This window comes from Micromonospora sp. LOL_024, assembly GCF_048060415.1.
GTDB lineage: Bacteria > Actinomycetota > Actinomycetes > Mycobacteriales > Micromonosporaceae > Micromonospora.
Window position 1 is genome coordinate 14,141 of sequence record NZ_JBHMIS010000021.1, and the last position, 16,283, is coordinate 30,423.

The window sequence follows — 16,283 nt, forward strand, 5'->3', positions numbered from 1 at the left end:
GGAACGCGGACAGTCTCGCGGCCATGCTAACCAGACATCAGCCGCGGATCAGCGGAAGCTCCCGGGAGAGGATTCGAACCCCTATAATCAGGACCAAAACCTGACGTCCTGCCATTAGACGACCCGGGACAGCCTAAAATGCACAAAAGTCACTGCCAGTCGGAACTCCTACACCTTAGCGCCCCGCTGCCGCGGCACCACCGCTCATCCCCTTCATGATCCCCTCGGTGCCCTCGGTCCGGCAGAGCGCCGCCCCACCAACACGCAGTGCTCCGACACGGCGGCGTTCCCGCTCCTGAGCCGGGTCGCGGTCGAGGCCGGTGCGGGCGCGGATCTCGCCAGCCCGTGAGAATCTCCTCGGTACGCGGCCGGGGCACCTCGGCGGCATCGAGGTCAGCCGAAGGCGCAGGTCGGCACGACCGTACGACAGCATCGGGCATCTGCCCGTGTCGTTGCCGATGTGATCTACCGGCGCCGTAAGTTACGGTGACGTAGGCGTAGTTTCGCGTTCACCACCGTCCCATGCGAGGTGCCCATGTCCACTACCCTGCTCGACCCGACCGGCCCGAAGCCGCTCACCCAGGGCACCCAGTCGCGGGGCATCCTGATCGCGCTGTGGTCCTTCGTGGTGATCCCGTTCGCGGCGCTGGTCGCCGCTGTCCCGGTGGCGTGGGGCGGCTGGCTCAGCTGGGTCGACGTGGGCGTCGCGGCCTTCTGGTACGTCGTGTCGGGGTTGGGCATCACGGTCGGGTACCACCGCTACTTCACCCACGGCTCCTTCAAGGCCAAGCGCTGGCTCCGCATCGCGATGGCCGCCTCCGGCTCGCTCGCCGTGCAGGGCGAGATCATCCAATGGGTGGCCGACCACCGTCGCCACCACGCGTTCTCCGACCTGGAGGGTGACCCACACTCGCCGTGGCGGTTCGGCGCCACCCTGCGCGGCCTGACCAAAGGGCTGTTCCACGCGCACATCGGCTGGCTGTTCGGGCGCGAGTTGTCGAACCGGGAGCGCTTCGCACCGGACCTGCTGGCCGACCGGGACATCAGGCGGATGGACCGGCTGTTCCCGGTGGTGGTGATCGTGTCGGTGCTCGGTCCGGCGCTGATGGGTGGACTGCTGACCTGGTCCTGGCAGGGCGCGCTGACCGCGTTGTTCTGGGCGGGTCTGGTCCGCATCTCACTGCTGCACCATGTCACCTGGTCGATCAACTCGGTGTGCCACGTGTACGGGGAACGACCGTTCATGATGCGCCACGGCGACCGGGCGGCCAACTTCTGGCCGTTGGCGCTGATCTCCTTCGGGGAGAGCTGGCACAACCTGCACCATGCCGACCCGACGAGCGCGCGGCACGGCGTCCTGCGGGGTCAGATCGACATCTCGGCCCGGGTGATCTGGCTGTTCGAGAGGGTGGGCGCGGCGTGGGACGTCCGATGGCCGAAGCCGGAGCGGATCACGGCGAAGCTGGCGAAGCCCGCGGACCAGGTGGCCGCCTAGATCGGGCGTCGCGCCGGCAAGTTACCTGACAGTATGTCCGGGTGACCGGGCAGAACGCAGGCAGCATCCCACTACAGGGCGTCACCGAGCGCCGGCGAGGTGACGAGATGGCTGAGGCCCCAGGCGACGAGGGTGCCAAGCACCGGCGGCCGACGGCACCCGCCAAGGCGGCCTCCCGGGTACGCATGTCGGCGGCTCAGCGCCGCGAGCAGTTGATCTCCATTGGACGGCAGATCTTCGCCGAGCGCGGCTTCGACGCCACCTCGATCGAGGAGGTGGCGTCCCGCGCGAAGGTGTCCAAGCCGGTGATCTACGAGCACTTCGGGGGCAAGGAAGGGCTCTACGCGGTGGTGGTGGACCGGGAGGTCCGCTCCCTGCTGGACCGGATCACCACGGCGCTGACGGCGGGCGATCCGAGAGAGTTGCTGGAGCAGGCCGCGCTGGCCCTGCTCAGCTACATCGAGGAGGAGACGAGCGGGTTCCGGGTGCTGGTGCGGGAGTCGCCGGTGCTCTCCGCGACCGGCAACTTCAGCAGCGTGATGAATGACGTCGCGCATCAGGTGGAGCACATCCTCGGCGCGGAGTTCTCCAGCCGGGGATACGACTCGAAGCTCGCCGAGTTGTACGCGCAGGCGCTGGTGGGCATGGTGGCGTTGACCGGCCGCTGGTGGCTGGAGGTGCGCAAGCCACGCAAGGAGATGGTGGCCGCGCATCTGGTGAACCTGTCCTGGAACGGGCTGTCGAATCTGGAGGCCAACCCGGGGCTGATCACCACCCGCGAACGTTGACCGCTGGGGCGGACCGGCGCCGATCGTCCCGGTCAGCCGCGACGGTGGATCTCGGCGACCGGGTGGTTGCGGCGGTTCCGTTCAGCCTCGGCGTCCTCGGGCGGGCCAACCTTGTCGTAGAGGCCGGTACCGAGCAGGATCAGGCCGAAGAGCATCGAGACGACCACGGTCGACATCGAGAAGTTCAAGAAGTTGCCGTCGGTCTGGAGCACCGACATCATCAGGATGCTGGTGGCCAGGAAGACCACCCCGGCGGTGAGATTCATGTAGTGGCCGAGGTTGTTGCGCCGGGACGCGCTCACCATGAGCACGCTCCCGAAGACGATGGAGACCAGCGAGAACGCCAGGTTGGTACGGAGCCCGAGGGCCCAGTTGCTGCCCCGGCCGAAGAGCGGTTCACCCCAGGTGAGGGCGGTGCCCCAAACGCCGAAGACCAGGATGTAGAGCCCGATCAGAGCGGACAGCGCTCGGTAGATCGGTCGCGCGGGATGGTTCACCGGCAAGTGCGGCATGACTCCTCCACGCCAACGACGACAATAAGCACATTGTTCCCTATTTGCCACCGTCCACGACAGGTTTCACCGGAGCCCGACCGCCCCGGGATCAAGCCTGACCCTCAGAGCACGAGGCGGGCCTTCTCCCAGCTCTCCCGCTCCTCGTCGGTGCCGACCTTGCCGTACATGCCGGCCATCAGCAGCACCAGGCTGAGCACCATCAGGACGACGACTGTGGCGACGCTCAGGTTGAAGATGTTCGCCTCCGTCCGGATGAAGGCGAGCCCGGCCAGGCTGACCACCATGATCAGGTACGCCATCCACTGGTTGATCAGCACGTCGAGGTTGCGGCCGATGGCCGTGCCGACCAGCACGAGCGCCCCGGCCACGATGCTGAACAGCGAGAAGCCGAGGTTGGTGCCCTGGCCGAGGAGCTGCGCCTCACCCCTGCCGAAGAGGGGGTCGCCGGTGCTGGCGATTAGGCCGATCGCTCCAAAGGCCACCAGGTACAGACCGGACAGCCCGCCGATCGCCCGGTAGATCGGCCGCGCGGGGTGGTTGACGGGGGTGTGGGCCATGGCTGTGTCTCCAACGCCGTTGGGTGAGGGTCTTGGGCGATTCTTCCGCACCCTACGGTGTGACGCCGCACGTGGGGTCCCTGGGCGAACGCCGGTCGTTGCCGCGCCGGCAGCCGATCGGCGCTACCAGTTCAGCCGGCCGGGATCTCGTCGGCCAGCGCAAGCCAGGTCTCCTCGACCTGCTCCCGTTCGGCGCGGACCAGGTTGAGCTGGGCATCCAGCTCGGCGACCCTGGTGTAGTCGGTGGCGTTGGTAGCCAGCTGGTCGAGCAGACCGGCCTCCTTCTGCTCCAGCTTGCCGACCTGCCGCTCCAGGCGCGCCAGTTCCTTACGGGCCTGCCGGGCCTCGGCGGCGCTCATCCCGCCGCTACCGTCCGACTGGCCGTTGTCCCTGGCGGTGGGCGAGACGTTCCGGCCGGGTCCGGGACGGTCGGCGGTACGGGCGAGGTACTCCTCGACACCGCCGGGCAGGTGCACCAACCGACCGTCGCCGAACAGCCCGTACGCCGCGTCGGTCACCCGCTCGATGAGGTAGCGGTCGTGGCTGGCCACCACGATCGTGCCGGGCCAGGAGTCGAGCAGGTCCTCCAGGGCGGCCAGGGTGTCGGTGTCGAGGTCGTTGGTGGGCTCGTCCAGCAGCAGCACGTTCGGCTCGCCGGCGAGCAGGCGCAGCATCTGCAACCGGCGGCGTTCACCTCCGGAGAGGTCGACGACCGGTGTCCACAGGCGCCGGTCGTCGAAGCCGAACACCTCGGCCAACTGGGCGGCGGAGATCTCCCGGTCACCGAGGCGGACCCGCCGGGCGATCTCCTCGACGGCTTCGAGGACGCGCAGCTCGCTGGGGAGTTCGGTGAGTTCCTGGGAGAGGAACGCGGGGCGGACGGTGGAGCCGGTGATCAGCCGACCGCTGCCGGGGTGGATGGCACCGGCGAGCATCCGCAGCAGGGTCGTCTTGCCGGCGCCGTTGGCGCCGAGGATGGCGACCCGGTCGCCGGGGCCGACCTGCCAGGTGGTGTCGTCGAGGATCATCTTGGGACCGGCGTGCAGCCGGACGCCCTCCAGGTCGTACACCTGCTTGCCGAGCCGGGCGGTGGCCAGCCGTTGCAGGGACATGGTGTCGCGCGCCGGTGGCACGTCGGCGATGAGCGCGTTGGCCGCGTCAATGCGGAACTTCGGCTTGGAGGTGCGGGCCGGTGGGCCGCGGCGCAGCCAGGCGATCTCCTTGCGGAGCAGGTTCTGCCGGCGGGCCTCGGTGGCGGCGGCGACCCGTTCCCGTTCGGCGCGGGTGAGGATCCAGGCGGCGTAGCCACCCTCGTAGGCGTGGACGGCCTGGCCGGCGACCTCCCAGGTGGTGGTGCAGACGGCGTCGAGGAACCACCGGTCGTGGGTGACCACGACCAGGGCGCCCTTGCGGCCGAGCAGGTGCCGGGCCAGCCAGTCGACGCCGCCGACGTCGAGATGGTTGGTGGGCTCGTCGAGGATGAGCAGGTCGGCTTCGCGGACCAGTAGGGCGGCCAGCGCCACCCGGCGGCGTTCGCCGCCGGACATCGGCCCGACCTGGGTGTCGAGGCCGAGGTGGGGCATGCCGAGTCCGTCGAGGATGGCGCGTACGCCGGAGTCGCCGGCCCATTCGTGTTCGGCGCCCATACTCTCGGCGAGCCAGACGGTCCCGAGCACGACGTCCCGGACGGTGACGTCAGGACTGAGGGTGAGGTTCTGTGGCAGCCAGGCGACCCGCAGGTCGCGGCGGTGGGTGACGCGGCCGTCGTCGGGTTCCTCGATGCGGGTGAGCAGCCGCAGCAGGGTGGACTTGCCGGCGCCGTTGAGCCCGACGACGCCGATCCGGTCGGAGTCGTCGAGACCGAGCGAGACGTCGGTGAGCAGTTGCCCGGCCGCGCCGTAGCCCTTGGACACCCGGTCCAGGTTGACGATGTTGGCCACGAACCCACCTTCCATGATCAAGGCGTCCCGGGTGCCGGCGGGCACCTGGACGCCTGGCATTCCAGGGTACGCGGCGGGTTGGCGTACCCGCGCCGCCCGGCCGCCACGAGGGCGCCGGCCGTGATTTACTTCGGCACGGCGGTGTTCGCCGCGCTCCGCAACCACCAGTTCGGCGAACGGTTCGGACCACCGCCCGCCGGTCAGGTGACGCGGGCGCCGTGCACCGGGCCGTACGCGGTGCGCGCGTGTCGGCAGACGTCGGCGGCCTCCAGTTCCGCCGCGACGCGCTCGGCGTCGGCGGCGTCGGCGGTGAGGAAGACGCAGGTCGGTCCGGAGCCGGAGACGACGCCGGCCAGCGCTCCGGCCGCCTCGCCGGCCTTGAGGGTGGCAGCCAGCGACGGGCGCATGGCCAGCGCGGCGTCCTGTAGGTCGTTGCCGAGGCTGGCAGCGAGCACCCGGGGGTCGCGCTGCCGCAGCGCGGCGAGCAGCCGGTCGGTGCTGCCGAGCGGCGCACCGGCCGCACCGGCCTCGCGGAGCCGGTCGAGTTCTCGATACGCCTCCGGCGTGGAGAGCCCGCCGTTGGCGAAGGCCAACACCCAGTGCCAGGAGGTGGGGCGGGCCAGGACGGGGCTGACCGCTTCGCCCCGGCCGGTGCCCAGCGCAGTGCCGCCGTAGATCAGGAACGGCACGTCCGAGCCGAGATCGACGGCGATGCCGGCGAGTTCGTCGCGGGACAGGCCGGTACCCCAGAGCGCGTCGCAGGCGACCAGGGCGGCGGCGGCGTCGGCGCTGCCGCCGGCGAGCCCACCGGCGAGCGGAATCTGCTTGCGCAGGTGCAGCCGGGCGTGCGGCATGACGCCGGCATATCCGGCGAGGGCGTGGGCGGCCCGGATGGCCAGGTTCGAGTCGTCGAGGGCGAGTTCTCCGGCGCCCTCGCCCTCCATGGTGAGGGTGAGCGTGTCGCCCCGCCGCGCGGTCAGCTCGTCGTAGATCGAGATCGCGTGGTAGACGGTGTTCAGCTCGTGGTAGCCGTCCCGGCGCAGCGGGCCGACCCCCAGGTGCAGGTTGACCTTCGCCGGCACCCGTACCCGGACCGGACCGCTGGCTCCGCGCGGCTCGTCGTCATCCGGTCGCCAGGCCTCGGTCACGGGGTGGTGTCCCGGGCGGGCAACCGCACGTCGAACGGCTTGGTCACGATCAGCTCCTCGGCGGAGTCGGCGGGCTCGAACCGGTCCCGACGCCAGGTGCCCCGCGAGACGCCCTCGACGAAACCCACCTGCTCGGCGTCGGGCTCGATCGGCTGGGCGGTCACTCGTACACCTCCTCGACGGACACGGCGTCAGCCTACTGCGCTGCGGGCGTACGGCTCGGAGCCGACGCGGCGACGGCGGCGAACTGCTCCACGGTGAGTGACTCGCCGCGCGCACCGGGGTCGACCCCGGCGGCAACGAGCGCCGCACCGGCCCGGTCGGCACCACCGGCCCAACCGGCCAGCGCGGCACGCAGAGTCTTGCGGCGCTGCGCGAAAGCGGCGTCCACCACGGCGAAGACCTGTACCCGAGGTACGTCGGCGCGGGGCGGCTCACGCCGGGTGAAGGCAACCAGACCGGAGTCGACGTTGGGCACCGGCCAGAACACGTTCGGCGGCACCCTCCCGGCGGCCCGCGCGTGGGCGTACCAGGCGAGCTTGACCGACGGCACCCCGTACACCTTGGAGCCGGGACCGGCGACGAGCCGGTCGGCGACCTCCTTCTGCACCATCACCAGCCCGTGCCGCAGGCTGGGCAGTTCGGCGAGCAGGTGCAGCACCACCGGCACGGCGACGTTGTAGGGCAGGTTGGCCACGAGCACGGTGGGAGCCGGATCGGCAAGGTCGGCAGCGGTGATCCGGAGCGCGTCGGCGTGGTGCACGGTGAGCCGGGCAGCGAACGGACCGGCGTGCCGGGCGGCCGTGGCGGGCAGCGCGCCGGCCAGCGCCCGATCGATCTCGACGGCATGCATGTGGGCGGTGGCGGGCAGTAGGGCGAGCGTGAGCGAGCCGAGTCCGGGGCCGACCTCAAGCGCCACGTCGTCGCCGGTCAGCCCGGCGGCGGCGGCGATCCGGCGGACAGTGTTCGGGTCGTGCACGAAATTCTGGCCGAGCCGCTTCGTGGGTGCGACGCCGAGCCGGGCGGCGAGGTCCCGGATCTCCGCCGGGCCGAGCAGATCTGCGGCCATAGCGACACCCTACGGGGTAGGGAAGGACCCCCTATTAACGCCTCGTGTTAGGTGCCCGTCCTGACAGCTCGGTCGCCTGGTCTCACCGCCAGGGGCCGAAGGCTCGTTCCCCGGTGGCGGAGATCGCGGCGCACAGGTCGTCGAGGTCGGCACCGGTGGTGGCAGCCAGGGACCGGACAGTCAGCGGAATCAGATACGAAGCGTTGGGGCGACCCCGGTGCGGCACCGGCGTGAGGTAGGGCGCGTCGGTCTCCACCAGGATCTGGCCCAGTGGGGTCAGCGCGGCGGCCTCGCGCAGCGGCGCGGCACTGGCGAAGGTGACGGTGCCGGCGAAGCTGAGCAGGTAGCCGCGGCGAACACAGTCGCGGGCGAACTCGGCGTCTCCGGAGAAGCAGTGCAGCACCACCGTCTCCGGCGCGCCCTCGTCGTCGAGGATGCGCAGCACGTCGGCGTGGGCGTCCCGGTCGTGGACGACCAGAGTCCGGCCGTACCGCTTGGCGATGGCGATGTGGGCGCGGAAGCTCTCCTCCTGCGCGGCGCGGCCCTCGTCACCGGTGCGGAAAAAGTCCATTCCGGTCTCGCCGATGCCGCGCACCCGGTCCTGGCCGGCCAGCGCCTCGACCTGGCGCAGTGCCGCGTCGAGGTCGGCCAGCCGGGGGGCCTCGTTGGGGTGCAGCGCCACCGTGGCCACCACCGCCGGATGCCTGGTTGCCATCTCGGCGCCCCACCGGGAAGATTCCACGTCCACCCCGACCTGTACCAGCCGGTCCACTCCCACGGCGGCGGCGACATCGATGGCCGCCGCGACCGGATCGGCGGCACCACCACCCCCCGGTACCCCGACCTCGCTGACGGTGATGTCGAGGTGGGTGTGGCTGTCCAGCACCGGGCGGGGCAGCGGCTCCGGCGCGGGTGGGAACTCTCCGGCGCGGCGGGCCGCGCGCTGGCTGCGGAGGCTGGTCGACTCACTCATCTCCTCGACAGCATCACACACCGGCCGGATCCACCCGGCCGCCACCCACAGTTCACCTCGGCTAGCGAGTACGTGCCGATCGGGGACGCGCCGCGATCGACCACCCTGGTCGGCACGTACGCGGGCGGCGAGTACGAGGCGGTCGCCGACCTTCCCGGCGGTTTTCGGGTGCTGGCGTTGACCCGGGCCGCCCGGTACCCGGTCGACGGGGTGGCCCGCCGGTTGCGTCTGGCCGCCTGGCGGACGGTGCCGTGCCTGGTGCTCCGGGAGAAGGCTGACTGGCTGCGGCTACGGCTGCGGCACCCGAATCCGGACGCGCTCGCCATCACCGGCGCACAGTGCCACGAACAGGGCGTCTACGAGGTGTGGGCCCCGGGCGGAGAGGTCGTCGACGACCAGGTGGTGGACCACCCGTGCCTCCTCTGAGCTGCCCGGCCGGGGTAGCGACGGCCAGGAATAACGGCCGTACGCCGGGGAAGGCTCGGTTTGCCCACCCTGACAGGAGGACCAGATGCCCTTCATCACCGTCGGCACGGAGAACTCCGCGCCCATCGACCTGTACTACGAGGACCATGGATCGGGTCAGCCGATCGTGCTGATCCACGGGTTCCCGTTCAACGGGGCGACCTGGGAGAAGGTTTCCGGGCCACTGCTCGACGCCGGGTACCGGGTGATCACGTACGACCGGCGCGGTTACGGCAGTTCGGCGCAGCCGACGTTCGGGTACGACTACGACACCTTCGCCGCCGACCTCGACGTGCTGATGACGGAGCTGGATCTGCGTAACACGATCCTGGTCGGTCACTCGATGGGCACCGGTGAGGTGACCCGCTACCTGGGTGCGTACGGCTCGGAGCGGGTGGACCGGGCGGTGCTGCTGGCGCCGCTGGCGCCGTATCTGCGGCAGGCGCCGGACAACCCGGAGGGCGTGGAGACGAGCGTCTTCGACGGGTTCAAGCAGGCGATCGCGCAGGATCGGTTCGCCTACCTCACCCAGTTCTGCAACAACTTCTTCAACTACGACGAGAACAGGGGCAGGCTGGTCAGCGAGGAGGCGTACCGGGCGCACTGGGAGATCGGCGCGCGGGCCTCGGCGATCGCCACGCTCAACTCGGTGGACGCCTGGGGTACCGACTTCCGGGCCGACGTGTCGCGGATCGACGTGCCGGTGCTGATCGTGCAGGGCGACAAGGACAACGTCCTGCCGTACCCGAAGACGGGCCAGCGCCTTCAGCCCATGATCGCCGACAGCCGGCTGGTCACCCTCAAGGGCGCGCCGCACGGCACACCCTGGACCAACGCCAACGAGGTCAACCAGGCGATCATGGAGTTCATCGGCTCGCCGTCGATGGCCCCGGCCTGACCTGCGGCACCGCACTGACGCGCGACGGGCGCGGCCCTTGTGACGGGCCGCGCCCGTCGCGGGCGCGGCGCCACCTCAGCCGTCGAGCCGAGCCAGCTCCTCGTCGACGATCGACGGGTCGAGCTTGCGGAACACCGGCTTGGGCGCCGCGAGCGGCCGACCGACCTCCAGGGGTACGGACTCCCAGCGCACGCCCTGCGTGTAGTCCCCGGTCAGCACCGGGTACGCCGGTCCGCCGTCGAGATCGGCGACCTCCTCGATGATCGGCATCGGCGCGTGCACCCCGACGCCGCCGAGCAGCTCGTGGACCTTCTGCGCGGAGTGCGGCAGGAATGGGGTGAGCAGCGTGTTGATGTCGCCGACCACCTGGAGGGCGACGTGCAGGATGGTGCCCATCCGGGGCTTGTCGGCCTCGGCCTTGAGCTTCCACGGTGCCTGTTCGGAGAGGTACTTGTTAGCTTCGGCGGCCACCTTCATCGCCTCGCCGATGGCCTGCTTCTGCCGGTGCCGGGCGATCAGCTCACCGACGGTGGTGAAGCCGGCCCGGCCGACCGCCAGCAGTGTCTCGTCGGCCTCGGTGAGCCCGTCGGGGCCGACCGGCGGGATCGCGCCGAAGTTCTTCGAAGCCAGCGAGATGGACCGGTTGACCAGGTTGCCCCAGCCGGCGACCAGTTCGTCGTTGTTGCGGCGGAGGAACTCGGCCCAGGTGAAGTCGGTGTCGTTGTTCTCCGGGCCGGCCACCGCGATGAAGTAACGCAGGGCGTCCGCGTCGTAGCGTTCGAGGAAGTCCCGGACGTAGATGACCACTCGTCGTGACGAGGAGAACTTGCGCCCCTCCATGGTCAGGAACTCGCTGGAGACCACCTCGGTGGGCAGGTTGAGCCGCCCGAGCTGGCCCGGCTCGCCGTCGTGGCTTCCCTCACCCGAGTAGCCGGCGAGCAGCGCGGGCCAGATCACCGAGTGGAAGACGATGTTGTCCTTGCCCATGAAGTAGTAGGACTGGGAGTCCTTTCCTTCGCCGTCGGTTGACCACCACTTTCGCCACGCCTGCGGGTCACCGGAGCGGCGGGCCCACTCGACGGACGCTGACAGGTAGCCGATGACGGCGTCGAACCAGACGTAGATCCGCTTGTCGGTGCGGTCGCGCCAGCCGTCGAGCGGGATCGGGACACCCCACTCCAGGTCCCGGGTGATGGCCCGGGGCTGGAGGTCGTCCAGCAGGTTCCTGGAGAACCGCAGCACGTTGGGGCGCCAGCCGTCCCGGGTGTCGAGCCACTGCCGCAGCACCTCGGCGAGCGCCGGCAGGTCGAGGAAGAAGTGTTCGGTTTCGACGAACTTCGGCGTCTCCCCGTTGATCTTCGAGCGGGGGTTGATCAGGTCGATCGGATCGAGCTGGTTGCCGCAGTTGTCACACTGGTCGCCGCGGGCGCTGTCGTAACCACAGATCGGGCAGGTGCCCTCGATGTACCGGTCGGGCAGGGTCCGGCCGGTCGACGGCGAGATGGCGCCCATGGTGGTCTTCGGCACGATGTAGCCGTTGCGGTACATCCCCTCGAAGAGCTCCTGCACCACCGCGTGATGGTTACGGGTGGTGGTGCGGGTGAACAGGTCGTAGGAGAGGCCGAGACCGTGCAGGTCCTCCACGATCACCCGGTTGTACCGGTCGGCCAGCTCACGCGGGGTCAGCCCCTCGGCGTCGGCCTGCACCTGGATCGGCGTGCCGTGCTCGTCGGTGCCGGAGACCATGAGCACGTCGTGGCCGGCCATCCGCATGTATCGGGCGAAGACGTCGGAGGGAACGCCGAAACCGGAGACGTGGCCGATGTGGCGCGGGCCGTTGGCGTACGGCCAGGCCACTGCCGCGAGAACGTGACTCATGGGCAGAAAGCCTAGTGACCCGTCGGGAGCGACCGCGAATCAATGGAGGTCTGCGGTGTGCCCAGCGGCCCGGTACCGCTCGGCCGATGGTCCGATTTGTCGCCGACACGCTGCCTGAGCTGCCCGGTCAAACATCTGCGCCGGTGTCCAATGAAGCGCGTGACGGGCAGCCGAGACCACGAGGACAGCCTTCCCATCGACATCCGACCGGAGCCGACCGGGTCGTCGCGTACCCAGGCGCTGGCGCCACACCCCCGCACGGTCGCGGCAGCGCCCGACGGCGGGATGCCGGTCGGACCCGGCCGAGCCGACCCGGCCGGCGTCGAACTGGAGGCGACCACCGGTGCGCCGGCCGACACCCTGCCACGCCGGGTCCCACTCCGGTCGGCCACCCGCCGGGGCCGCCGGGGCCGGTCCTCCGACGACGGTACGCCGGAGGAGGAGACGTTCTGGGCACCGATCGAGGAGGTGCACTGGGACGGCACCCCGGTGCGGCAGGAGGCGCCGAGGCTCCCGTGGTGGCGTCGGCTCTGGCCGGTGCCCCGACGCCGGGTGAGGGCCGCCCACCCGCCGGATCCGTTGGCGGGGCTGGCCGCGCTGGTCGGGTTGAGCCTCGCCGCGGCCTTCTTCGCCTGGGTGAGCGCCGGCCCGTTCTGGCTTGCCGTCGGGCACGCCAGCCCGGGCACGGTGGTCCTGAGCGGGTGCACCGGCGACGGTCTGGCCCAGCGCTGTCGGGGCATCTTCACCCCGACCGACGGGCAGTTCCGGACTCACGGCGTACGGGTCAGCGGGGTGCCCGGGCATCGGACGGCGGCCGGTACGGCGCTGCCCGCCCGGGTGACCGGTCCGGGCGGCGAGGTCGCGTACGCCGACCAGGGGGCCGCCGCCCAGCTTCGTTGGCTGCTCGGCCTGCTGACGGTGCTCGGCTGCGGGGTGGGCATCGCCCGCTGGACCGGCGCGACCCGACTGCCCGACCCGGGCACCCGACGCTGGGCGGTCGCCGCCTCGCTCACCGGCCCGGCGCTGATCGCTCTCGGCTTCCTCGCCGCCGCCTGGTGAGCGCTTCTACTGCTGCTGGTGCACAACGGCGTACACGTCACGGCGGCGCAACCCGTGGTCGGTCGCGACGTCGGTGACCGCATCCCGGCGGGTACGGCCTGCCGCCTCCCGCTCGGCCACGAGTGCGCGCAGCGCGTCGTCGTCCGGGCGGGCCGGTGGCGTCGCGGGGGCGCCGGCCACCACGAGGGTGATCTCGCCGCGCGGGTCGCCCTCTGCGGCCCATCGGGCCAGGTCGCCGAGCGGGCGGCGCAGCACCTCCTCGTACGTCTTGGTCAGCTCGCGGCACAGGGCGGCGGGCCGGTCGACGCCGAACGTGTCGGCCAGGTCGGCCAGCGCGGCGGCGACCCGGTGTGGCGCCTCGAAGAGGACCAGGGTCCGTTCCTCGGTGACCAGCGCGCGTAGCCGGGCCCGACGGGCGCCGCGGCTGCGCGGCAGGAACCCTTCGAAGCAGAACCGGTCGCAGGGCAGGCCGGACAGGGCGAGGGCGGTGGTTACGGCGCTGGGCCCGGGTGCGGCGGTGACCGGGATCCCGGCGTCCAGCGCCGCGCGGACCAGCCGATAGCCGGGGTCGGAGACGCTGGGCATGCCGCCGTCGGTGACCAGTGCGACGAGGTGGCCAGCGGTGAGCACCTCGACCAGTTCGGGGGTACGCCGTTCCTCGTTGCCCTCGAAGTAGGAGACGACACGCCCGGGAATGGTCACGTCGAGGTCTCGGGCGAGCCGGCTCAGCCGGCGGGTGTCCTCGGCGGCGACCACGTCGGCGGTGGAGAGCACCTCGCCCAGTCGGGTAGAGGCGTCGGCGGGGTTGCCGAGCGGCGCGCCGAGCAACACCAGGCGACCTATTTCCGACATCTCGCCCACAAGAACGCGCTCCTTCATCGATGACCGTTCCGGATTTGGGGACGGTGGACGCCACCGCCCCCTCCGCAGCCTACGATCGCCGGGTGACGAGTGCGTCGACAGCACAGAGCGCGGGCCCGGACCAGCCGCCGCCGGATCTCACGGCGACCACGGCCACCTCCAGCCATTCGGAGGGTGGTGGCGTGCCGGCGGCGATCCGGCGGCGGCTGGCCACCATCGAGGCGGGTCTGGACGACCGTTCATGGCTTGCCACAGCCGTGGTGGTGGCTATCGCCGCGGTTCTCCGCTTCGCCAACCTCAGCCATCCGCCCAGCAAGATCTTCGACGAGGTCTACTACGCCCGGGACGCCTGGGGCCTGGTCGACAGGGGCGTCGAGTGGAACTACAAGGACGGCGGCCCGTCGTACGTGGTCCACCCGCCGCTCGGCAAGTGGCTGATCGGATTCGGCGAGTGGGCCTTCGGCTACTCCGACGCCGAGCACGGCATCTCCGTGGCCGGCCACCTCTTCACCACCTCGCCAGAGTTCGGTTGGCGTTTCTCGGCGGCGGTTGTCGGGACCCTCTCGGTGCTGCTGCTGGTCCGCATCGGCCGCCGGATGTTCCGCTCGACCGTGCTCGGTTGCGCCGCGGGACTACTGCTAGCGGTCGACGGCTTTCACCTGGTGCTCTCCCGCACCGCGCTGCTGGACATGTTCCTGCTCTTCTTCGTGCTGGCCGCCTTCGGGGCGCTGGTGCTCGACCGGGACGCGACCCGGCGACGCTGGGCTCGGGCCCTGGAGGCGGGGTTGGATCCGACCGCCCGGGGGCGCGCCGGCCGCCCGCCGACCGGCTGGCGGAACTGGCCCTGGTGGCGGCTGGCGACCGGGGTGCTGCTCGGCTGTGCCTTCGCCGTGAAGTGGAGTGCGCTCTTCTTCGTCCCCGTCTTCGTGCTGCTGATGTTCCTCTGGGACGTCGGCGCCCGCCGCTCCGCGGGGGTACGCCGACCGTGGCGGGAGACCCTGCTCGACGGAGTGCCCTGGATGGTGCTCGCCGGTCTGCTGATGGCGGTCACCTACGTGGCTACGTGGTCCGGCTGGTTGTTCGGCCAGGAGGGCTACTACCGGCTCGCCGAGCGGTACCCGGATGCCGGGCTCAGCGACACCCCGCTCATCGGCCCCCTGTGGAACCTGGTGCAGTACCACCAGGCCGCGCTCGGCTTCCACAGCCAGCTCGACGATCCGCACAAGTACCAGTCGTGGCCGTGGCAGTGGCTGCTGCTGGGCCGGCCGGTGGCTTTCCACTGGACCGGTGAGGGCCCCTGCGGTGCGGCGAGCTGCGCCGAGGAGGTGCTGCTGCTGGGCACCCCGCTGCTGTGGTGGTCGTTCCTGCCCGCGCTGGTGGCGCTGGGGTGGCTCGGCCTGGCCCGGCGGGACTGGCGGGCCGGAACGATCCTGCTCACCGTGGCGGCCGGACTGCTGCCCTGGTTCTGGTTCGCCCTGGACGGCCGGACGATGTTCTCCTTCTACGCCGCGCCCGCGCTGCCGTTCCTCGTGCTCGCGGTGGTCTACGTGCTCGGTGCCATCGCCTCTCCGGCCGGGCCGAGCGGCAGCCGACCGGTGGGCGGAGCCCACGAGGAGGCGAGCCAGGACCGCCGGCTGGTCGGTGGGGTGATCGCGGGCGTCTACGTGGTGCTGGTCGTCCTCTGCTTCGCGTACTTCTATCCGATTTTCGTGGGTGACGTGCTGCCCTACGACGACTGGTCGAGACGGATGTGGTTGGACGGACGTTGGATATGAGCCGACGAGACTGATCCCCCGCTGCATGGAGAAGGCCCGCACGCCAGGAGCGTGCGGGCCTTCTCCATGGTCGGCATGCTCATGCCGGCAGAAATAGGGCGCGCCCCGATCGCCTGCCACGGGGGAAGCGGGCGATTGGGGCGCGCATCAGCAGCTTAACTACCCGCGACCAGCGGCACAACGGGGCGGCACAAGTCAGATTCCCGACGCGGGCGCGAGATGGAGGGAATCCCCGCCCGAGGCTATCACTGCGTAATCGACTGCACACTCTGCGCCGTGCTGGAACTTCCACCTTGCCGACGCGCTAAATCGTTCCATCTAGCAGCGCAAGGAGCCCTTGCATCGATCCAGCTCGAACGCAAGTCCGAATTGGGGCGGCGGGTGACCAGGCGACCAGAACGGCTGCGGCCGGCGATCAGGACCGCCTGGGGCGGCGCGGCAGCCAGCCGAAGAACCGGTCCTGCAACGAGGTCGATCCGCTGGCGTGCAGATCCGCGGCTGCGGCAGCCAGGCAGGCACCCAGATAGACGCTGAGCATCGCCCGATCCGCACCGTACTCGGTCAGCAGCCGGTCCTGCTTCGGCTCGCAGGGCCAGACAGCGCCGCAGGTACCACACGTCCAGTCGGGAGCCACTGGGGCGTGCTCGCCGACCTGGGTCTGCGGCGCGGTTCCACACGTCTCGACCACCGTGACACCCGAGCGATCCGCAACACCTGTCATCGCGCTCCCCTCCGCATCCGACTGGGCGGCGGATCGGCACCCGCCGCCGGTCTGTACCTGCCCGTGCGCAAGCATCAGCGCCCCAGGGACACCACGGTGTTACACCGCTGCGGTACTTTGACCAACCATGGTCACCGCGAC

The 16,283-nt window shown here is 70.7% G+C and carries 16 protein-coding genes and 1 tRNA gene; 6 read left to right on the forward strand and 11 right to left on the reverse strand.

The features are described 5' to 3' along the window. Positions 1 to 58 precede the first annotated feature (58 nt). A tRNA-Gln gene (locus ACFHWY_RS19910) sits at positions 59 to 129 on the reverse strand. Positions 130 to 535: 406 nt separating this feature from the next. Here ACFHWY_RS19910 and ACFHWY_RS19915 point away from each other — a divergent pair. Together ACFHWY_RS19915 and ACFHWY_RS19920 are read left to right on the forward strand one after the other, a co-directional pair. Beyond that, the gene (locus ACFHWY_RS19915) at positions 536 to 1,495 is read left to right on the forward strand and encodes an acyl-CoA desaturase (protein WP_416581732.1); all 960 of its coding nucleotides are present in this window, start codon (positions 536 to 538) and stop codon (positions 1,493 to 1,495) included. 107 nt (positions 1,496 to 1,602) lie between these two features. Next, a complete protein-coding gene (locus ACFHWY_RS19920) occupies positions 1,603 to 2,283 on the forward strand; it encodes a TetR family transcriptional regulator (protein ID WP_416581733.1) in 681 nt (226 codons plus the stop codon). 32 nt (positions 2,284 to 2,315) lie between these two features. Here ACFHWY_RS19920 and ACFHWY_RS19925 read toward each other — a convergent pair whose 3' ends face one another. The 7 genes from ACFHWY_RS19925 to ACFHWY_RS19955 all read right to left on the reverse strand — a co-directional run bounded on the left by ACFHWY_RS19925 (position 2,316) and on the right by ACFHWY_RS19955 (position 8,485). Next, complete coding sequence (locus ACFHWY_RS19925; RefSeq protein ID WP_416581734.1) at positions 2,316 to 2,795, reverse strand: DUF4383 domain-containing protein; 480 nt, start codon at positions 2,793 to 2,795, stop codon at positions 2,316 to 2,318. A 104-nt stretch (positions 2,796 to 2,899) separates the two neighbouring features. Beyond that, positions 2,900 to 3,355: a DUF4383 domain-containing protein gene (locus ACFHWY_RS19930; RefSeq protein ID WP_416581735.1), complete on the reverse strand. Its 456-nt coding sequence runs from the start codon at positions 3,353 to 3,355 to the stop codon at positions 2,900 to 2,902. Between the two features lie 131 nt (positions 3,356 to 3,486). Further along, entirely contained in the window at positions 3,487 to 5,295 is a 1,809-nt protein-coding gene (locus ACFHWY_RS19935) for an ABC-F family ATP-binding cassette domain-containing protein (protein WP_416581803.1), read from the reverse strand. A gap of 200 nt (positions 5,296 to 5,495) precedes the next feature. Then, positions 5,496 to 6,443 (reverse strand): 4-(cytidine 5'-diphospho)-2-C-methyl-D-erythritol kinase, encoded by a 948-nt coding sequence (locus tag ACFHWY_RS19940; protein WP_416581736.1) that lies wholly within the window; start codon positions 6,441 to 6,443, stop codon positions 5,496 to 5,498. Then, on the reverse strand, positions 6,440 to 6,607 hold the full coding sequence (locus ACFHWY_RS19945; protein WP_416581737.1) for a hypothetical protein: 168 nt from the start codon (positions 6,605 to 6,607) through the stop codon (positions 6,440 to 6,442). Before ACFHWY_RS19945 ends, ACFHWY_RS19940 begins: the two co-directional genes overlap by 4 nt. Positions 6,608 to 6,639: 32 nt before the next feature. Then, complete coding sequence (gene rsmA / locus ACFHWY_RS19950) at positions 6,640 to 7,512, reverse strand: 16S rRNA (adenine(1518)-N(6)/adenine(1519)-N(6))-dimethyltransferase RsmA (RefSeq protein WP_416581738.1); 873 nt, start codon at positions 7,510 to 7,512, stop codon at positions 6,640 to 6,642. A gap of 82 nt (positions 7,513 to 7,594) precedes the next feature. Continuing rightward, a complete protein-coding gene (locus ACFHWY_RS19955) occupies positions 7,595 to 8,485 on the reverse strand; it encodes a TatD family hydrolase (protein ID WP_416581739.1) in 891 nt (296 codons plus the stop codon). Positions 8,486 to 8,557: 72 nt separating this feature from the next. Between ACFHWY_RS19955 and ACFHWY_RS19960 the strand changes: the two genes are divergently transcribed. Further along, positions 8,558 to 8,911: a hypothetical protein gene (locus ACFHWY_RS19960; protein ID WP_416581740.1), complete on the forward strand. Its 354-nt coding sequence runs from the start codon at positions 8,558 to 8,560 to the stop codon at positions 8,909 to 8,911. 85 nt (positions 8,912 to 8,996) lie between these two features. After that, a complete protein-coding gene (locus ACFHWY_RS19965; RefSeq protein ID WP_416581741.1) occupies positions 8,997 to 9,848 on the forward strand; it encodes an alpha/beta fold hydrolase in 852 nt (283 codons plus the stop codon). A 75-nt stretch (positions 9,849 to 9,923) separates the two neighbouring features. Here ACFHWY_RS19965 and metG read toward each other — a convergent pair whose 3' ends face one another. After that, positions 9,924 to 11,726 carry a methionine--tRNA ligase gene (gene metG / locus ACFHWY_RS19970; protein WP_416581742.1) on the reverse strand — a complete coding sequence of 601 codons (1,803 nt, stop codon included), beginning with the start codon at positions 11,724 to 11,726 and terminating at the stop codon, positions 9,924 to 9,926. Between the two features lie 150 nt (positions 11,727 to 11,876). Between metG and ACFHWY_RS19975 the strand changes: the two genes are divergently transcribed. After that, complete coding sequence (locus ACFHWY_RS19975; protein ID WP_416581743.1) at positions 11,877 to 12,785, forward strand: hypothetical protein; 909 nt, start codon at positions 11,877 to 11,879, stop codon at positions 12,783 to 12,785. A 6-nt stretch (positions 12,786 to 12,791) separates the two neighbouring features. Here the strand turns inward: ACFHWY_RS19975 and rsmI are convergent, their stop codons facing one another. Further along, positions 12,792 to 13,664, reverse strand: coding sequence for a 16S rRNA (cytidine(1402)-2'-O)-methyltransferase (gene rsmI / locus ACFHWY_RS19980; protein ID WP_416581744.1), 873 nt, complete (start codon positions 13,662 to 13,664; stop codon positions 12,792 to 12,794). Positions 13,665 to 13,729: 65 nt separating this feature from the next. Between rsmI and ACFHWY_RS19985 the strand changes: the two genes are divergently transcribed. After that, complete coding sequence (locus tag ACFHWY_RS19985) at positions 13,730 to 15,421, forward strand: dolichyl-phosphate-mannose--protein mannosyltransferase (protein WP_416581745.1); 1,692 nt, start codon at positions 13,730 to 13,732, stop codon at positions 15,419 to 15,421. Between the two features lie 415 nt (positions 15,422 to 15,836). On the opposite strand, the gene ACFHWY_RS19990 is transcribed toward ACFHWY_RS19985, so the two are convergent. Continuing rightward, complete coding sequence (locus ACFHWY_RS19990) at positions 15,837 to 16,142, reverse strand: hypothetical protein (protein WP_416581746.1); 306 nt, start codon at positions 16,140 to 16,142, stop codon at positions 15,837 to 15,839. Positions 16,143 to 16,283 lie beyond the last annotated feature (141 nt).